Origin of the sequence: Photobacterium sp. TLY01, assembly GCF_021432065.1 — a bacterium.
Lineage (GTDB): Bacteria > Pseudomonadota > Gammaproteobacteria > Enterobacterales > Vibrionaceae > Photobacterium > Photobacterium halotolerans_A.
Genome location: NZ_CP090364.1, coordinates 750,460 through 767,455, shown reverse-complemented (window position 1 = coordinate 767,455; position 16,996 = coordinate 750,460). Strand labels below are relative to the sequence as shown.

Sequence of the window (16,996 nt, the reverse complement as noted above, 5' to 3'; positions counted from 1 at the left end):
TTATGACATTGGATATTTCTAAATACCCACATCTGGCCTTAGCCAATACACCGGACGAACTTCGTTTACTGCCGGTGGACAGTTTACCTGCGCTCTGCGATGAGCTGCGGACGTATCTGCTCAACTCTGTGAGTCAGTCCAGCGGGCATTTTGCCTCTGGCCTCGGTGCCGTAGAACTGACGGTTGCCCTGCATTATGTGTACAACACACCGTTTGATCATCTGATTTGGGATGTCGGCCATCAGGCCTATCCGCATAAAATCCTGACCGGACGTCGCGACCGGTTAAATACCATTCGCCAGAAAGACGGCTTGCATCCTTTTCCCTGGCGGGAAGAAAGTGAATACGACGTGTTGTCTGTTGGCCACTCCTCGACCTCGATCAGTGCCGGCCTGGGCATGGCGATTGCCGCCGAGCGTGAAGGCGCGGGCCGCAAGGTCGTCAGCGTGATCGGTGACGGCGCCATTACGGCAGGCATGGCTTTCGAAGCCATGAACCATGCCGGCGATGTGCACAGCGACATGCTGGTGATCCTCAACGACAATGAAATGTCGATCTCCGAGAACGTGGGCGCGCTCAATAATCATCTGGCCCGCCTGCTGTCCGGTAATTTCTATGCCAGCATCCGCGAAGGCGGTAAGAAGGTGCTCTCCGGCGCGCCACCGATTAAAGAGCTGGTCCGCCGGGCTGAGGAGCATCTCAAAGGTATGGTCGTGCCCGGCACTATGTTTGAGGAGCTGGGCTTCAATTACATCGGCCCGATTGATGGCCATGATGTGCAGGAGCTGGTGCGCACCATTAAAAATATGCGCAACCTCAAAGGCCCGCAATTTCTTCATATCATGACGAAAAAGGGCAAAGGCTATGCCCCGGCGGAAGCCGATCCGATCAATTATCACGCCGTCCCAAAATTTGATCTGAGCCAGAACCCGCTGCCGAAAGCCAAAGACAGCAAGCCGACTTTCTCGAAAATTTTCGGCGACTGGCTGTGTGATATGGCCGAAAAAGACCGCAAACTGATGGCCATCACACCGGCAATGCGCGAAGGCTCGGGTCTGGTCCGCTTCTCCAAAGAATACCCGGACCAGTATTTTGATGTCGCCATTGCTGAGCAGCATGCGGTGACCCTGGCAACCGGCATGGCCATTGGCGGTTATCATCCGGTTGTCGCGATTTACTCGACCTTCCTGCAGCGCGGCTATGATCAGCTGATCCACGATGTCGCCATTATGGATTTGCCGGTGATGTTCGCCATCGATCGTGGCGGGCTGGTCGGGGCTGACGGCCAGACCCACCAGGGAGCGTTCGATCTGAGCTTCCTGCGCTGTATTCCTAACATGGTGATCATGACCCCGAGTGATGAAAACGAGTGCCGTCAGATGCTCTATACCGGTCATCAGCATCAGGGGCCTAGTGCGGTACGCTACCCGCGTGGCAGCGGCACCGGCGTGACCCCAGAGACCACCATGACAGCGCTGGAACTGGGCAAAGGCATCCTCCGCCGCCAGGGTGAAAGCATTGCCATTCTGAACTTCGGCACTACGCTGAGCTATGCGCTGGAAGCCGCAGAAGCCATGAATGCCACAGTTGCTGACATGCGCTTCGTCAAGCCACTGGATGAAGCCTTAATCCGCCAGCTGGCTGACAGCCATTATCTGCTGGTGACGGTGGAAGAGAACGCCATCGCCGGCGGTGCCGGTTCCGGTGTGATCGAATTTTTGATGAAAGACAAGCGCATCAAGCCGGTGCTGCAAATCGGTCTGCCGGACAAATTCATCCATCAGGGCACCCAGGCCGAACTGCATGCTGAACTGGAAATCGATGGCCCGGGCATAGAGGCACAAATCCGCCGCTATCTGGCCAGCTGAATCACAGGCTGAAGCAAATAAAAAAACGGACAAGGTCATTTCCCTGTCCGTTTTTTTGTTTTTGTTGCTTGATCTCGACCGGCTGTTGCCCGCCAGTGTTCAGAAGATGTTTCACAGACCACTGACCTGCATTGACAGCAATCAGAACCAGCGTTCCAGCGAAGCCTTATCCAATTGCTTGAAGGCTCTGTCCAGCACCTGTGCCAGCTCCAGATAACGTGGACGATCTTTCAGCGGCTGCATGCTATACCCTTCACTTAGAATTTTGCCGTGTATTTCCCGGCACCAGCTCGCCAGAGAAGGCGGCAGAACTGTTCTGCTGCGCTTACCCAGCCATAACAAGCCCTGCAGCGGCATACTGAGTGCAAACAGGGCCACGGCCATCGCCAGTGGCAAACCAGAGGTATTATGAAATGCCATCTGACTCAGCACACTCATCACAGCCACAGCCGGCATCACCCGCACCGCAAACCGGGTGGCTTTGATATAGCGCTGCTCCGGGAACAAAACCGCCAGCTCTTTGCGCATGGGCCATACCGACATGTAGTGCTGGCCGTGTTGGACCTGCTTCCAGATTTTTGTCTGATTCATCTCACACCAGCCTCAACAAATATTATAAATCTTCAAAAACAACAACAATCAATCTACCGTGAATTAATTTTTAAAAATTTTTTTGTGATATCGACCAACAAGGGCTATCCTATGCACGCCTTAGGTAATTGTTGGCCGATAACCCTGTTATCGCAATAAATTAAGGATAAGTTAACTCCTCAGGTTTGCATTTCACTTCTACGGACAGAAGCAAAATTACCTGGTTTAGTCTCGCCATACACTGGGTCGACTATTCTATGGTTAACGCTTATTCAATTGAATATCAACTTTCAGACAAGATTATATAGGTAGTCACTCACATGTCTAAGCTGGTTCTAGTACTTAACTGCGGCAGTTCTTCCTTCAAGTTTGCCATTATCGACACTGTTTCAGGTGATGAGCACCTGTCAGGTTTAGCAGAATGCCTGTACCTTCCTGAAGCGCGTATCAAGTGGAAACTTGATGGTGCCAAACATGAAGCACAACTGGGTAACGGTGCTGCGCACGAAGAAGCACTGGCTTTCATGGTCGAGACTATCCTGGCCTCAAAACCTGAACTGGCTGACAATCTGAAAGCGATCGGCCACCGTGTGGTTCACGGCGGCGAGAAATTTACGCAGTCAGCGCTGATCAATGATGACATTATCAACGCCATCGAAGAGTGTGCCACAATGGCACCGCTGCACAACCCTGCGAACATCATCGGTATCAAAGCCGCGCAGAAAGCCTTCCCGGGGCTGCAAAATGTGGCCGTATTCGATACAGCCTTCCATCAGACCATGCCGGAAGAAGCTTACCTGTACGCGCTGCCATACAAGCTGTACAAAGACCACGGCATCCGTCGTTACGGTTTCCACGGTACTTCGCACCTGTTCATTACCCGTGAAGCGGCAAACCGCATGGGCAAACCGGAAAGCGAACTGAACATCATCAACTGTCACCTGGGTAACGGTGCGTCTGTCTGTGCGATCAAGAACGGTCAGTCAGTCGATACCTCTATGGGTCTGACGCCACTGGAAGGTCTGGTGATGGGTACCCGCAGCGGCGATCTGGATCCGGCGATCATCTTCCACCTGCACGACTCTCTGGGCTACTCTGTTGACGAAATCAACGCCATGCTGACCAAAGAATCCGGTCTGGCCGGCCTGACAGAAGTCACGTCTGACTGCCGTTTCGTTGAAGACAACTATGGTCAGAAAGAAGAAGCAACCCGTGCCATGGACGTATTCTGCCACCGTCTGGCGAAGTACGTGGCCAGCTACACAGCCACGCTGGACGGCCAGCTGGATGCGATCACCTTCACCGGCGGCATTGGCGAGAACTCTGCCCCTATCCGTGAAATGGTGCTGAACCGCCTGAAGTTCTTCGGTATCGAAGTCGACGATGAGAAGAACCTGAAAGCCCGTTTCGGTGGCGAAGGTGTGATCACCACTGACAACAGCCGCGTACCGGCCATGGTTATCTCGACCAATGAAGAGCTGGTGATTGCTGAAGATACAGCACGCTTGACCAACATCTAAGCAACACCAATTGGCCGACCTCGTCGGCCTTTTTCGATCAAGCATGATCATTATCGGGAGTCGCTGTCCGACAGCCGGATCTCCCTTTCTACCGTTTGCTAACAGTTTGAGGAATTGACTGTGTCACGTACCATTATGCTCATTCCGGTCGGTGCCGGAGTCGGCCTGACCAGCGTCAGCCTGGGTGTGCTTCGCGCTATGGAGCGCAAAGGCGTCCGTGTTTCCTTTTTCAAACCTATCGCCCAGCCTCGTCACGGCGGCGATCAGCCGGATCTGACAACGTCGATTATCCGTGCCAACAGCGACATGCAAATTGCTCAGCCGGTGTCCATGGCGGAAGCCGATGAGCTGATCCGCAGCGACCAGAGCGACGTGCTGCTGGAAGATATCGTGGCCCGCTTTAAAGAAGCCACTGAAGGCGCTGAAGTGGCCCTGATTGAAGGTCTGGTCCCGACCCGCAAGCACCCGTTTGCGAACCAGATCAACTACGAAATTGCCAAAACACTGGATGCGGAAATCGTGTTCGTGGTGGCACCAGGCACAGACAACCCGGCCCAGCTGAAAGAGCGCATTGAAATTGCCTGTTCTAACTTTGGCGGCATCAAGAACAAACACATCGCAGGTGTGATTGTGAACAAGCTCAATGCCCCAGTGGATGCCGAAGGTCGTACCCGTCCGGATCTGTCTGAAATTTTCGACGGTTCTGACTCTGTCATGCCGACTCACGTTGAAGTGATGCAAGTGTTCAACTCCAGCCCGATCCGTGTGCTGGGCTGTGCGCCGTTCAATGCTGAACTGATTGCAACCCGTGCAACGGATATTGCCAAGCACCTCAATGCTGACATTATCAACCCGGGTGAAATCGACAGCCGTCGCATCAAGAGCATCACTTTCTGTGCCCGCTCTATCCCGAACATGGTTGAGCACTTCCGCCCGGGCTCACTGCTGGTGACTTCTGCTGACCGTCCTGATGTGGTGGTTGCAGCCTGTCTGGCGGCGATGAACGGTGTGGAAATTGGCGCGCTGCTGCTGACCGGCGGTTATGAACTGCCTGCGACAGTTGAAAAACTGTGTAAGCGCGCGTTTGAAACCGGCCTGCCTGTCATGATTGCCAAAGGGAACACCTGGCAGACCTCTCTGAACCTGCAGAGCTTCAGCCTGGAAGTGCCGGCTGACGATAAAGAGCGGGTCGAGATGGTCAACGAATACATGGCCAGTCACATTGATGGTCAGTGGATTGAGTCTCTGAGCGAAGGTTCTGCCCGTGAACGCCGCCTGAGCCCGCCGGCTTTCCGTTACCAACTGACAGAATATGCCCGCCGTGCAGCGAAGCGCATCGTGCTGCCTGAAGGGGATGAGCCACGGACCGTCAAAGCGGCTGCTATCTGTGCCGAGCGCGGTATTGCTGAATGTGTGCTGCTGGGTAACCCGGCGGAAATCAAACGCGTTGCCGAACAGCAAGGTGTGGTCCTGGGCGCTGGCGTTGACATTATTGATCCGGCCTCTGTGCGCGAACAGTATGTCGCCCGTCTGGTTGAGCTGCGTAAGAACAAAGGCATGACCGAAGTGGTTGCCCGTGAACAACTGGAAGATACCGTTGTCCTGGGCACCATGATGCTGGAACAAGACGAAGTGGACGGTCTGGTCTCGGGTGCGGTACATACCACAGCCAACACCATTCGCCCGCCGCTGCAGCTGATCAAAACCGCGCCAAGTGCGTCACTGGTATCTTCTGTCTTCTTCATGCTGCTGCCTGATCAGGTACTGGTATATGGTGACTGTGCCATCAACCCGGATCCGAACGCTGAGCAACTGGCTGAAATCGCCATTCAGTCGGCGGACTCTGCCAAAGCCTTCGGCATTGAACCGCGCGTGGCGATGATCTCTTACTCTACCGGTAATTCCGGTCAGGGTGCCGACGTGGATAAAGTCCGTGAAGCGACCCGTATCGCGCAGGAAAAACGTCCTGATCTGATCATCGACGGTCCGCTGCAGTATGACGCCGCTATCATGGAAAACGTGGCGAAGTCGAAAGCGCCGGATTCACCGGTCGCCGGTAAAGCCACCGTGTTCGTGTTCCCGGATCTGAACACAGGGAACACCACCTACAAAGCGGTACAGCGTTCTGCCGAGCTGGTGTCTATCGGTCCAATGCTTCAGGGCATGCGCAAGCCGGTCAACGACCTGTCTCGTGGCGCGCTGGTAGACGACATCGTCTACACCATCGCACTGACTGCGATTCAGGCCAAACAGGCGGAAGAGCAAAACGCTTAAGTCTGGGTGCCATTTAACATGGTAAGAGGAGGTCATTTGGCCTCCTCTTTTTTATGTCGCACTTGCCATCGTACTTCACCGTTCATTCAGTCTGTCGGGTGACTCTTTCATTGAGGCCAGCAAGACACTGACCAAAATCATCCCCCCGCCCAGAACCTGCACTCCAGACAGGCTTTCCTGCAACCAAACCACAGCAAACAGCGCTCCGAACAGCGGTTCACTGCCCATCAATAAGGAAGCCCTGGTCGGAGATATCTGCCTGACTGCATGATTCTGCACATAGAAGGCAAACAGGGTACAAAACAGAACCAGATAGACAAGAATGCTCCAGAACGTCACTGAGTCCGGTAAGCTGACAGCCGCTGTCGGCATTGCAACGTTGAGGGCGACCGCAGCCACAAGGGCTACCGTCAGCGACTGCAACGCCGTTAAGGTCGCCGTGGTGATTTCCCGCCCGTCGGTGAACTTTTTGGTCAGAGTGACCATCATCGCCCGCAGCACTGCCGCGAGCAGAATAAAGTAATCCCCTGTGTTCAGCGTCCAGACCATTCCTTCGCGATGCGTGAGCAGAAATACCCCGGCAACACTGATCAGCACAAGCAAAAACATCCGAGGGCTGACGCGCCTCTTATTGATTATGAACTCAGCAAAGGAGGTCAAAATCACCGACAGGCTGATCAAAAATGCGGCATTGGATGCCGTCGTCAGAGAGACCCCAAACACCTCACAGAAGAAAATAGCAGACAGGATCCCTCCGGTCGGTATCGCAGCAAACCAGTCTTTATTCCGACCTTTCCGGAAATCCATCACCATGATCGGCAGTAAGGCGACAAAAGTCATTGAAAAGCGAATCGCGATAAATGTCAGTGCCGTGGTCAACAGGAGTGCCTGCTTGGTCAGGCCATAACTTGTTCCCCAAAATACAGCCACCAGCAGCAATAGGAATTCCGTTTTCGGGAAGGCAAAACCGCCCCGTTTCAAGGTTTGAGTGGTATCAGTCATGCTGTTCCGCCATCAGTTGAACGTATACTGCAACCTTGAGTTCATCTTCCATACTTCTGAATTTTCTCATATTCATTCCTTTGCACGACCTAACCATCAATTGACCCGAATACTATCCGTGAGTACTGTGGAACAAACAATACGGCTCAAACGCAAAGGATAATTGCGCAGTGGATACAAATAGACTGATTGTACTGATGCCCGAAATGGCCACCTTTGTCACTGTGATCGATGAAGGCAGTTTTTCTAAATCAGCAATACGCTTAGGGGTTGCCCCCTCTTCAGTCAGTCGTTCTGTTTCCCGGCTGGAAAACGCGTTACAGGAAAAATTAATTGAGCGAACAACGCGCCAGATGCGATTAACCCCGGTCGGCAAAGATGTATATCACCTGTGCTGCGAGATGCTCCAATCGGCCAGACTGGCGGTCAAAGCCGCTCAGTCCAGTGAAAGCGAAATTTCGGGGCTGCTGCGGGTTGCAGCACCGAAAGCCTTGTCCCGCCAGGTTCTGGCGCCTATGATTCTCGACTTCATTGAACATCACCCTAAAGTTCAGCTTCAATTGAAAGTTACCGATCAAGAGATTGATCCCGTCGGCGATGAAGTCGATCTGATCATCCGGATTTCAGAAAAGCCAGTCGATGGTCTGGTCGCTAAAGTTCTCGGCCAGACCCGACTGGTGCTTTGCGCAACCCCTGAGTACCTGGCACAGCACGGTGTTCCCGCTCATCCGGAAGCGATCAGCCGCCACAACTGTATTTGCCTGGGAGAAACCGCAACTGACAGAACCTGGCGCTTTACCAGGAATCAGCAAACGCTGTCATTTCAGGTCCGGGGCACCCTGACCGTCAACCACAGTGAAATCCGCCGGGATGCAGTGTTAAGGCATATGGGTATCTCTATGTTTCCGGCGTTTACCATGTCCACGTACCTGGAATCTGGGCAAGTCTGTGAGCTCCTGCCCGACTGGCAGATCAACGGCAATTATCAGGGGCAAATCGTTGCACAGTATCCGCAGTCAAAATACCTGCCCAATCAGACCAGAGCCTTTCTTGCTCACCTGCAAGACAAATTTTCGCAAATGACCTGAGCAAGGAAATCAACATAGGGTTTGGCCTTGCGATACATAATCCGTATGCTGTGAAGTCTGAATCATCAAGGATTGCAGCAAGATACATGGATTGGTTAAATTCTCTCGGACTTTTCATTGGCTCCCTGTTTGCCAACACTTTGGCCTCATTGTCCGGCGGCGGTGCCGGGCTTATCCAGTTTCCCCTGCTGATTTTTCTGGGCCTGCCTTTTTCCGTGGCGCTGGCTACCCATAAAATCGCCAGCGTCGCACTCGGGCTGGGCGCGGCGGTCAAACATATCCGTTCCGGTAAGCTGAACTGGTCAATGACGGGCTATGTCATTGCATCCGGGACCTTAGGTGTCATCCTGGGCGCCAATGCCATTTTGTTTGTCCCGGGCCGACTGGCTGAGGCCGCCCTTGGCCTGCTCATTATCGGCCTTGGCGTATACTCCCTGTATCAACCCAGCCTGGGCCAGAATGAAAGTGCCCGCCGACGGGATACTAAAGGACTGATTGCCGGTAGTCTCGGCCTGGCCGGGATCGGAGTGATTAATGGTTCGCTGACCGCAGGCAGCGGCCTGTTTGTGACCTTATTTCTGATCCGCTGGTTTGGTTATGACTATAAACAGGCCGTCGCATTAACCATGATCAGTGTTGGTCTGTTCTGGAACGGCACAGGTGCGCTCGCCATGTACGCGGCAGGTGCAGAAATATTCTGGCCCTGGCTGCCGATTTTGATTGCCGGATCATTGCTGGGGGGCTACCTCGGGGCACACCTGGCTATCAGGCAAAGCAACAAGCTGATCAAACGCTGTTTCGAAGCCCTGACGTTTCTGATCGGGGTCAAACTGTTATTCGGAATGTGAGGATTCTTATGTCTGACAATGCACCGCAAACGGCCGGCAAAGCCGTGATTGATATTTACTACTGCCGCCAGTGTAACTGGATGCTCCGCGCCAGCTGGATGTGCCAGGAGCTGTTACATACCTTCAGCGAAGATCTGGACGCCGTCAGCCTGCATCCGGACACAGGTGGCCGGTTTGAAGTCTTCTGCAACAATGTCCGCATCTGGGAACGCAAAACCGATGGCGGTTTTCCTGATGCCAAACAACTGAAACAAAGAGTCAGGGATATTCTGGATCCCGCGCGCGATCTGGGACATGTGGACCGCTGATCGTCGTTTTTTGACTGACGTCAAAACCGAAAGCACTGGAAAAACAGTGAACAGCTCACCGGTTGGTTATAATTTAGACAAAACAAGGATAACTTATCAGTCAGACAGGCGGACGAAAGATGCAAATTCTGATCACCGGCGGAACCGGGTTTATTGGCAAAGCACTGTTGCCTCATTTGAATCATGATCAGGTGACGGTTCTCAGCCGTAACCCCAACCGCGCTTATCAGCGCCTGGGCCATCATATTAAAGTCATCACCAGCCTGGATGCACTGGATAATCTGGATGAGTTTGATGTGGTGATCAATCTGGCCGGTGAGCCGATTGCGGATAAGCGCTGGACGGATAAACAGAAAGAAGAGATCTGCCGCAGTCGCTGGCAGCTGACCCGGGATCTGGTGGTCAAAATACAGGCAGGTGATCACCCGCCGCATACCTTCCTCAGCGGCTCTGCGGTGGGCTACTACGGCGATCAACAGCACGACGGCTTTGACGAGTCACTCGACGTTGAGCGCGACGATTTCGCCCATACAGTGTGCCGTACCTGGGAAGAGCGGGCACTGGCGGCACAGTCAGACAAAACCCGCGTCTGTGTGCTGCGTACCGGCATTGTACTGGGCAAAGGCGGCGGGGCGCTGGCCAAACTGGTCCCGCTGTATAAAATGGGCCTGGGTGGCCCGATTGGTAATGGCCAGCAGTATTTCCCGTGGATTCATCTGCAGGATATGGTGAAAGGCATCCTCTTCCTGATCAAACAGACGGATGCCCAAGGCCCCTATAACCTTACGGCACCTAATCCCGTGACCAATAAAGAGTTCAGCCAGACACTGGCCAGAGTACTGCATCGCCCGCATGTGATGAGCACACCTGAGTGGCTGTTACGCCTTGGTATGGGGGAATCGGCTCAGATGCTGCTCGACAGCCAGCGAGCCCTGCCAGCGAAGTTGGAAGCCCATGGTTTTCATTTCTGCTATCCGGAACTGGAAGGTGCGCTGAAAAGTGCCCTGAGCGATCAGGAAAGCCGGGTTACCCGTGTAGAGTAACCCGGTACAAAAGCACTAACGGCCCAAAGGACGCAGCAGCTGTTTCATCATGGTACTGATGATCAGCAGGATCAGCACTATCGACAATAGCGGCAGTACCAACCACAGCCCGGGGTGCCAGCTGACCGGCAGCTCGAAGCCCCATTTGATCAAAGCAGCCACCAGTGCTTCAGCCCCCAGTACCGCGATGATACCCGCCAGTACCGCCATCAGGCCATATTCACTCCAGATGGTGGCACGGATCCGGCTTCGGCTGGCGCCTAAGGTCCGGTAGAGCTTAATTTCCTGCTGACGTTGTGACAGGCTCAGGCGTAACAAGGTCAGCACCAGTAACAAGCCACTACACACCCCCAGAAAAGCCAGCACAGACAATGACAATGACACCTGCTGTAAGATGGCCTGGATACGGGTGGCCATGGTTCTCAGATCCAGCAAGGTGACAGTCGGATACTCTCTGCCGAGCTGGTTCACAAGTTCACTCTGCTCTGCGGCTACCCTGAAACTGACCAGCCAGGTGGCAGGCAAGTCAGCCATGACATCCGGTGTGAAGATGAAGTAAAAATTGGGCCGCATATTGCGCCATTCCACTTCTCGCAAGCTGGTCACTGTTGCGCTGAACACCTGGCTGTTCACGTTAAATCCCAGCGTATCGCCCAGTGTGATCCCCAATCTTTCTGCTACGCCGGTTTCCACAGATACACCGCCGGGGGCATTGCGCCATTCGCCAGCGACTAAGGTATTGTGGACTGGCATGGAATCTCGCCAGGTAAAATTCAGTTCACGGCGCAGGGATTCATCCCCTTCCTGCCGGTCATCATTCTCACTGCCGTTTTCAGCATCTTCTGCCCTCGGATCCTGCCCGTTGATGGTGACCAGCCGGCCGCGCACGATGGGATAACTGTCGGAACGCATTAAACCGTTCTCATCCAGCACATTGAGATAGGCCGGGTGCTGATCCGGGCTGATGTTAAGCGCAAACACATTGGGGGCATCCGGCGGCAATGTCTGCTGCCAGTCCGCCAGCAAATCGGTCCGCAGCAGCCAGATCACCGCCAGCAGCATCAGCGAGCTGGTCAGGGCGGCCAACTGGGCACCGCTTGCCAGCGGACTGCGGCCGATACGGCTCAGTGCCAGGGTCATCGCCGGTCCCCACTGCCGACGACGCAGCCCGGCCACCAGCATTAAACCCAGTCCTGCCAGCAGCACCATCAGCACAAACAAACCAGCCAGGGTCAGCCACATCATGGGGTTATCACCCACCCAGAGCAACAGGGCAACCACAGGCAGCAGAATCAACAGGTAGCGTTGCTTAGCGCTGGTGTCCGCGCTCTGGCGCTGCATCACCGCCAGAGCCGGTGCATCCAGCAAACGCCACAGTGCGATCCCGATGCCCGGTACCGACACTAGGATCGCCACCAGCAGACTGACCAGCCAGGGCATGGCCCCCATCTCAGGCAGCGGCTGAGGCAGCACATCTGTGAGCGGCAGGCGCAGTAGCCACTCCAGAAACAGCCCCAGTACCAGGCCTGCAGCAGCCGCAATGGCAAACAAGAGTCCCAATTGTCTGGCCAGCCATCGCCACAGGAAAGCTTTTCCGGCGCCGAGACTTTTCATCATAGCGACGGTTTCCGTCCGACTGGCGGTATAGTGCATACAGGTCAGCACCAGAGTGGCTGTGGCCATCATGATCACCAGAATCAGGGTCAGCGACAGATACTGCTGCACCCGCTCGATCATCTCGCCGGTCCGGCCCTGAGTGGTTTCACTGATCCAGCGCTGGTCCGGTGCCAGTACCGTGCTCTCCTGCAGTTGCTTGAGCTGCGCCTCAGTGCCATTAAAATAAGCCCGGTAACGCACCCGGCTGCCGGGCTGAATGGCCTCGGTGGCGGCCAGATCGGCTTCATGCATCAGCACGGCCGGCATCTGACTGAAAGGGTTAAACGACAGTTCCGGCTCCTGCACTATGGTGCCGGCGACGGTCAGCTCAGCGTTACCAATGGCCACCTGATCGCCGTTTTTCACATTCAGCAAAGAGAATAACCGCTCAGACAGCCAAAGCTCCCCGGGATTAACCTGCTGCTGGGTCCGGTTGCTGCCCTGCAGTACCAGCTCCCCCCGCAACGGAAAATCGCTGGAGACAGATTTCACGCTGACCAGCTGCATGGCATTATCACTGAACGCCATGGTGCCGAATCGTGTTTGCGCTGTGACTGTCAGCCCCAGACGCTTCGCTTCCCGGACAAGGTTATCTGACACGGGATTGGCTGATCTCAATACCAGATCAGCCGCTATCATACTGCGCCCCTGGTTGATCATGATCTTCTCAACCCGCACCACCAGCGAGGCCAGCGCAAACACACAAGCAATGATCAGTGTCAGTGCCACTGCAACAGGCCACAATTGCCCCTGCCACAGTTCACGCCAACTCCATTTCAGCAGCAGGGATTGGCGCTTGGGCCTGACCGGACTCTGGCTTTCACTCATCTCTGTCATGCCGCCTCCACCCGTCCGCCATGAATACGCACCACCCGATCACAACGTTCAGCCAGTTGCGGATCGTGCGTGACCAGTACCAGAGTCGTGCCGTGATCCCGGTTAAGCGCAAACAGTAAATCAATGATGGTGGCGGCGGTTTGCTGATCCAGATTACCGGTCGGCTCATCGGCAAACAAAACCTGTGGGGCCGTCATGAATGCCCTGGCCAGTGCCACACGCTGCTGCTCACCGCCCGATAGCTGGGAGGGAAGATGCGCTTCACGCCCCTGCAGTCCGACCTGACGTAACAACTCTGCTGCCCGTTCGCTATCGCCGGTTTCCCCTTTGATAATGGCCGGCAATGTTACGTTTTCCAGCGCCGTCAGCGACGGGATCAGCAAAAAACTCTGGAACACGAATCCGACGGCCTGGCTGCGCAGCGCGGCACGGGACTCATCGTCCATGTGCGACAAGACCTGCCCCAGCAACTCGATTTCGCCGCTGCTGGGCACGTCCAGTCCGGCCAGCAAGGTCATCAAGGTCGATTTACCCGCTCCGGAAACCCCAACCAAAGCAATGCTTTCGCCCTGCTCGACCTCGAGCGAAACATCCTGCAGAATGGTGAGCGTCGTGGTGGCCGTTGTCACCTGTTTCGTTACTGATTGCGCTTTTATCACGGATGTAGACATGATGCGGATCCTTGCACTGTTATTACTTGTTATGGCCCCACTCAGCAGTGTCGCCGCCACCCTGATGGTGCTTGGCGACAGCCTGAGTGCAGGTTATCAGATGCGTGCCGAACAAAGCTGGCCCCGTCTGATGGAACCCATGCTGAACGGCAACGGGCTGAAAATTGACGTCATTAATGCCAGTATCTCTGGCGACACCACAGGAAATGGTCTTGCCCGTTTGCCTAAGCTATTGAAACAGCATGCTCCAGATTACGTCATAATTGAACTGGGTGCGAATGATGGTCTGCGCGGTTTTCCACCGGCAACTATAGAAAATAATCTCAAGGCCATCATTGACCTTATTAAGGATAGCGGCGGTGAGCCAATGTTGATGCAAATCCGCATCCCGCCCAACTACGGCAAACGCTACACCAGTCAGTTTGAAGCGATCTACCCCAGACTCAGTAAAGACTACGCTTTACCGCTGCTGCCCTTCTTTCTGGAGCAGGTCATTTTGCGTGACGGCTGGATGATGGAGGATGGCCTGCACCCCAAAGCCGACGCCCAGCCCTGGATCGCTGAATTCATGGCGGACACCATCACACCTTTTTTGTAACCAGATTTTACAGGGCGCGATGATGCCCGGATATAAGGACGATTCATGAGTACAGCCATTCTGATTACCGGCTGCAGCAGCGGTATCGGTTACCACTGCGCCAAATCCCTTCATCAGGCAGGCTATCTGGTGGTGGCCAGCTGCCGGCACGATGACGATGTCACGCGCCTGCGGGACGAAGGACTTCACTGTGTGAAACTCGATCTCGCCGACAGCCAGTCGATTGAACAAGGGCTGGCAGAAGCGCTGCGTATCACTAAAGGTAAGCTCGATGTGCTGTTTAACAACGGTGCCTACGGCCAGCCAGGCGCGCTTGAAGATCTCCCCACCGATGCCCTTCGCGAACAATTTGAAACCAACCTGTTTGGCTGGCACTCGCTCACGAAAGCTCTGATACCTGTGATGCTGGCTCAGGGAAGCGGCAAAATCGTACAAAACAGCTCTGTGCTCGGTCTGGTGGCCATGAAGTACCGCGGCGCCTATAACGCCAGTAAATTTGCGTTGGAAGGCTATACCGACACCCTGAGACTGGAACTGGCGAACACCCCGATTCACGTCAGCCTGATCGAGCCTGGGCCAATTGAAAGTCAGTTCCGGGCCAATGCCAAGCGTCAGTTTGAAACCCATATTGAGATGACGGCATCACGCCACAAAGACAGTTATCAAAAAACATTAGACCGGCTGGGCAAGCCCTCCCCGTCCAATCAATTCACACTGACGCCGGAAGCCGTTCTCAAGCCGCTGATACAGATCATCAAAAGTGATCGGCCATCCGCCCGCTACTATGTTACCCAGCCGACCTATATCTTTGGCTTCCTGCGCAGAGTGCTGCCCGTTCGCTGGCTCGATTATCTGCTGGCAAAAAGCGATTAATGCGCACTCGTAATGCGCAAAATTTGATCTTGATCCGAGCGTCAGAAACTGAGCAAAAAATGCGTTTTTTTTAGCCAGCTGTCATGATTGTGTCATCTGAACCTTCTAGGCTTCAGGGTAAGTTGGTCCTTACCTGCTGAAAGGGTAAACCAGCGATCCCCCTAAACAAACGTGCTACATTTTTCGGAGAGTTCGGCATGACATTACGCCAGATAAACGCGCTCTGTCTTTGTGTCGCGATTGCTCTGCTTCTGACCTTCCATCTGTAACGGAGAGCCCTGCTCTCCGTTTTTTTCTCTGAGACCGGTTACCAGCCGCGTTTTTCTGTCTTTTCCCTTGATTTTCCAGCCAATCAGCCCAACATCTTGAACATCACTCTTAAACGATCACGGAAACGCCCGGTATGAATGACAAATTAGCAATTGAACTGAATGAAACCAATCTGCATCAGGTGATAGAGCAGTCAATGCAACAGCTGGTCGTGATCAGCTTCTGGGCTCCTTCCATGCCAGAAACAGCAGAAGTTAACACCCTGCTTGAACGTCTGGCGGCCCAGTACGCCGGCCAGTTTGTGGTGGCAACACTCAATTGTGAAACACAACAGATGGTCGCGGCCCAGTTTGGTGTGCGCAGTCTGCCGACCGTTGCCCTTTTCAGCAATGGTCAGCCGGTGGATGGCGCGGCAGGTCCGCAAACCGAAGACAGCCTGCGTCAGATGCTGAGTAAACATTTACCCAGTCAGGAAGAAATGCAGCTGGAACAGGCCATTCAGTTAGTCAGCCAGCAAGCCTTCAACGAAGCACTGCCCATTCTGCGTGAACTGGCAGCCAGCCTGCCGGGCAACAGCCAGGTGTTACTTGCCACCGCCGAATGCCTGCTGGAAACCGCACAGTTTGACGAAGCGGAAACGCTGCTGGGACAAATTCCGATGCAGGATCAGGACGGTTATTACAAGGGGCTGGTTGCTAAGCTGGAGCTCCACCGCCAGGCCAGCGATTCTCCGGAGATCCGTCAGTTAGAAGAAAAACTGGCCGCCGATCCGGGCAACGGACAGCTCGCTTACGATCTTGCGGTGCAGTACAGTCAGGTCAATCGTCACCAGGAATCGCTGGATATCCTGCTGAATCTGCTGCGTAAAGATCTCAACTTTGCCGACGGTAACGCCAAGAAAACCATGATGGATATCCTGGCCTCGCTCGGTCAGGGAAATGCCCTTGCCAGCCAGTATCGTCGTCAGCTTTATTCTCTGCTGTACTGATCTCAACAACGCCGCAGGCAATCACACTTTGCCTGCGGTTATGTTTCCACGGTTTCCCCTTTCGTCAGGGCATCAATAATCGGGCAACCCGGCTGATTATTCCCCGGACACTGGCTGATCAGGCTCTGCAGGCTTTGTTTCATTGCCAGTAATTCCTCGATCTGATGGTCAATCTCAGCCAGTTTTTGCTCGGCTTTTTCTTTTACGTCAGCACTTTTTCTGTCCGGATCCCGTGACAAGTCCAGCAACTCCCGACTTTCATCCAGGCTGAATCCGACCAGACGCGATCGTTTAATCATCAACAGCTCGTTCACTTGTTTCTGGCTGTAACGGCGATAGCCATTCTCGCCCCGTTGCGGCTCGCTGATCATGCCCTTACTTTCATAAAAGCGTATGGTTTTGTTGGTCAGTCCCGTCTGTTTTGCCACTTCACTGATATTCATCACTGCCTCACTTGAAAATACCGCTTGACCTTCCATTAACTGGAAGCTTTAAAGTGAGCATATCTCATAACTGTGGTGTAGAGGAAGCCCATGGATCATTCAAATCACGCCCCAGCCC

Annotated in this window: 15 protein-coding genes; 10 read left to right on the top strand and 5 right to left on the bottom strand. The window is 54.3% G+C overall.

Going from position 1 to position 16,996, the window contains the following annotated elements; all coding sequences use genetic code 11:
- The first annotated feature begins 2 nt into the window (after positions 1–2).
- The gene (dxs, locus tag LN341_RS03840) at positions 3–1,868 is read left to right on the top strand and encodes a 1-deoxy-D-xylulose-5-phosphate synthase (protein WP_234204070.1); all 1,866 of its coding nucleotides are present in this window, start codon (positions 3–5) and stop codon (positions 1,866–1,868) included.
- Between the two features lie 141 nt (positions 1,869–2,009).
- On the opposite strand, the gene yfbV is transcribed toward dxs, so the two are convergent.
- Positions 2,010–2,459 carry a terminus macrodomain insulation protein YfbV gene (yfbV, locus tag LN341_RS03835; protein ID WP_046221514.1) on the bottom strand — a complete coding sequence of 150 codons (450 nt, stop codon included), beginning with the start codon at positions 2,457–2,459 and terminating at the stop codon, positions 2,010–2,012.
- A gap of 320 nt (positions 2,460–2,779) precedes the next feature.
- On the opposite strand from yfbV, the gene LN341_RS03830 reads away from it, so the two are divergent.
- Positions 2,780–3,979, top strand: coding sequence for an acetate kinase (locus tag LN341_RS03830; RefSeq protein ID WP_234204069.1), 1,200 nt, complete (start codon positions 2,780–2,782; stop codon positions 3,977–3,979).
- 120 nt (positions 3,980–4,099) lie between these two features.
- Complete coding sequence (pta, locus tag LN341_RS03825) at positions 4,100–6,253, top strand: phosphate acetyltransferase (protein WP_082095812.1); 2,154 nt, start codon at positions 4,100–4,102, stop codon at positions 6,251–6,253.
- A gap of 75 nt (positions 6,254–6,328) precedes the next feature.
- Here pta and LN341_RS03820 read toward each other — a convergent pair whose 3' ends face one another.
- Complete coding sequence (locus tag LN341_RS03820; protein ID WP_234204068.1) at positions 6,329–7,255, bottom strand: DMT family transporter; 927 nt, start codon at positions 7,253–7,255, stop codon at positions 6,329–6,331.
- A 170-nt stretch (positions 7,256–7,425) separates the two neighbouring features.
- Here LN341_RS03820 and LN341_RS03815 point away from each other — a divergent pair, with 170 nt between their 5' ends.
- The 4 genes from LN341_RS03815 to LN341_RS03800 all read left to right on the top strand — a co-directional run bounded on the left by LN341_RS03815 (position 7,426) and on the right by LN341_RS03800 (position 10,542).
- On the top strand, positions 7,426–8,343 hold the full coding sequence (locus tag LN341_RS03815) for a LysR family transcriptional regulator (RefSeq protein WP_234204067.1): 918 nt from the start codon (positions 7,426–7,428) through the stop codon (positions 8,341–8,343).
- Between the two features lie 86 nt (positions 8,344–8,429).
- A complete protein-coding gene (locus LN341_RS03810; RefSeq protein ID WP_234204066.1) occupies positions 8,430–9,191 on the top strand; it encodes a sulfite exporter TauE/SafE family protein in 762 nt (253 codons plus the stop codon).
- A gap of 8 nt (positions 9,192–9,199) precedes the next feature.
- Entirely contained in the window at positions 9,200–9,499 is a 300-nt protein-coding gene (locus LN341_RS03805; protein WP_234204065.1) for a SelT/SelW/SelH family protein, read from the top strand.
- Between the two features lie 119 nt (positions 9,500–9,618).
- A complete protein-coding gene (locus tag LN341_RS03800; protein ID WP_234204064.1) occupies positions 9,619–10,542 on the top strand; it encodes a TIGR01777 family oxidoreductase in 924 nt (307 codons plus the stop codon).
- Positions 10,543–10,557: 15 nt separating this feature from the next.
- Here LN341_RS03800 and LN341_RS03795 read toward each other — a convergent pair whose 3' ends face one another.
- Together LN341_RS03795 and LN341_RS03790 are read right to left on the bottom strand one after the other, a co-directional pair.
- Positions 10,558–13,035, bottom strand: a complete 2,478-nt coding sequence (locus tag LN341_RS03795) for an ABC transporter permease (RefSeq protein WP_234204063.1) — start codon at positions 13,033–13,035, stop codon at positions 10,558–10,560.
- Positions 13,032–13,706 (bottom strand): ABC transporter ATP-binding protein, encoded by a 675-nt coding sequence (locus LN341_RS03790; protein ID WP_046221521.1) that lies wholly within the window; start codon positions 13,704–13,706, stop codon positions 13,032–13,034. Before LN341_RS03790 ends, LN341_RS03795 begins: the two co-directional genes overlap by 4 nt.
- Between LN341_RS03790 and tesA the strand changes: the two genes are divergently transcribed.
- The 3 genes from tesA to LN341_RS03775 all read left to right on the top strand — a co-directional run bounded on the left by tesA (position 13,705) and on the right by LN341_RS03775 (position 16,435).
- Positions 13,705–14,304, top strand: a complete 600-nt coding sequence (tesA, locus tag LN341_RS03785; RefSeq protein WP_234204062.1) for a multifunctional acyl-CoA thioesterase I/protease I/lysophospholipase L1 — start codon at positions 13,705–13,707, stop codon at positions 14,302–14,304. The two genes, LN341_RS03790 and tesA, sit on opposite strands and share 2 nt — an antisense overlap.
- Before the next feature lie 45 nt (positions 14,305–14,349).
- The gene (locus tag LN341_RS03780; protein ID WP_234204061.1) at positions 14,350–15,177 is read left to right on the top strand and encodes an SDR family oxidoreductase; all 828 of its coding nucleotides are present in this window, start codon (positions 14,350–14,352) and stop codon (positions 15,175–15,177) included.
- Positions 15,178–15,580: 403 nt separating this feature from the next.
- The gene (locus LN341_RS03775) at positions 15,581–16,435 is read left to right on the top strand and encodes a co-chaperone YbbN (protein ID WP_046221524.1); all 855 of its coding nucleotides are present in this window, start codon (positions 15,581–15,583) and stop codon (positions 16,433–16,435) included.
- A gap of 38 nt (positions 16,436–16,473) precedes the next feature.
- Here LN341_RS03775 and cueR read toward each other — a convergent pair whose 3' ends face one another.
- Complete coding sequence (cueR, locus tag LN341_RS03770) at positions 16,474–16,878, bottom strand: Cu(I)-responsive transcriptional regulator (RefSeq protein ID WP_234204060.1); 405 nt, start codon at positions 16,876–16,878, stop codon at positions 16,474–16,476.
- Positions 16,879–16,996 lie beyond the last annotated feature (118 nt).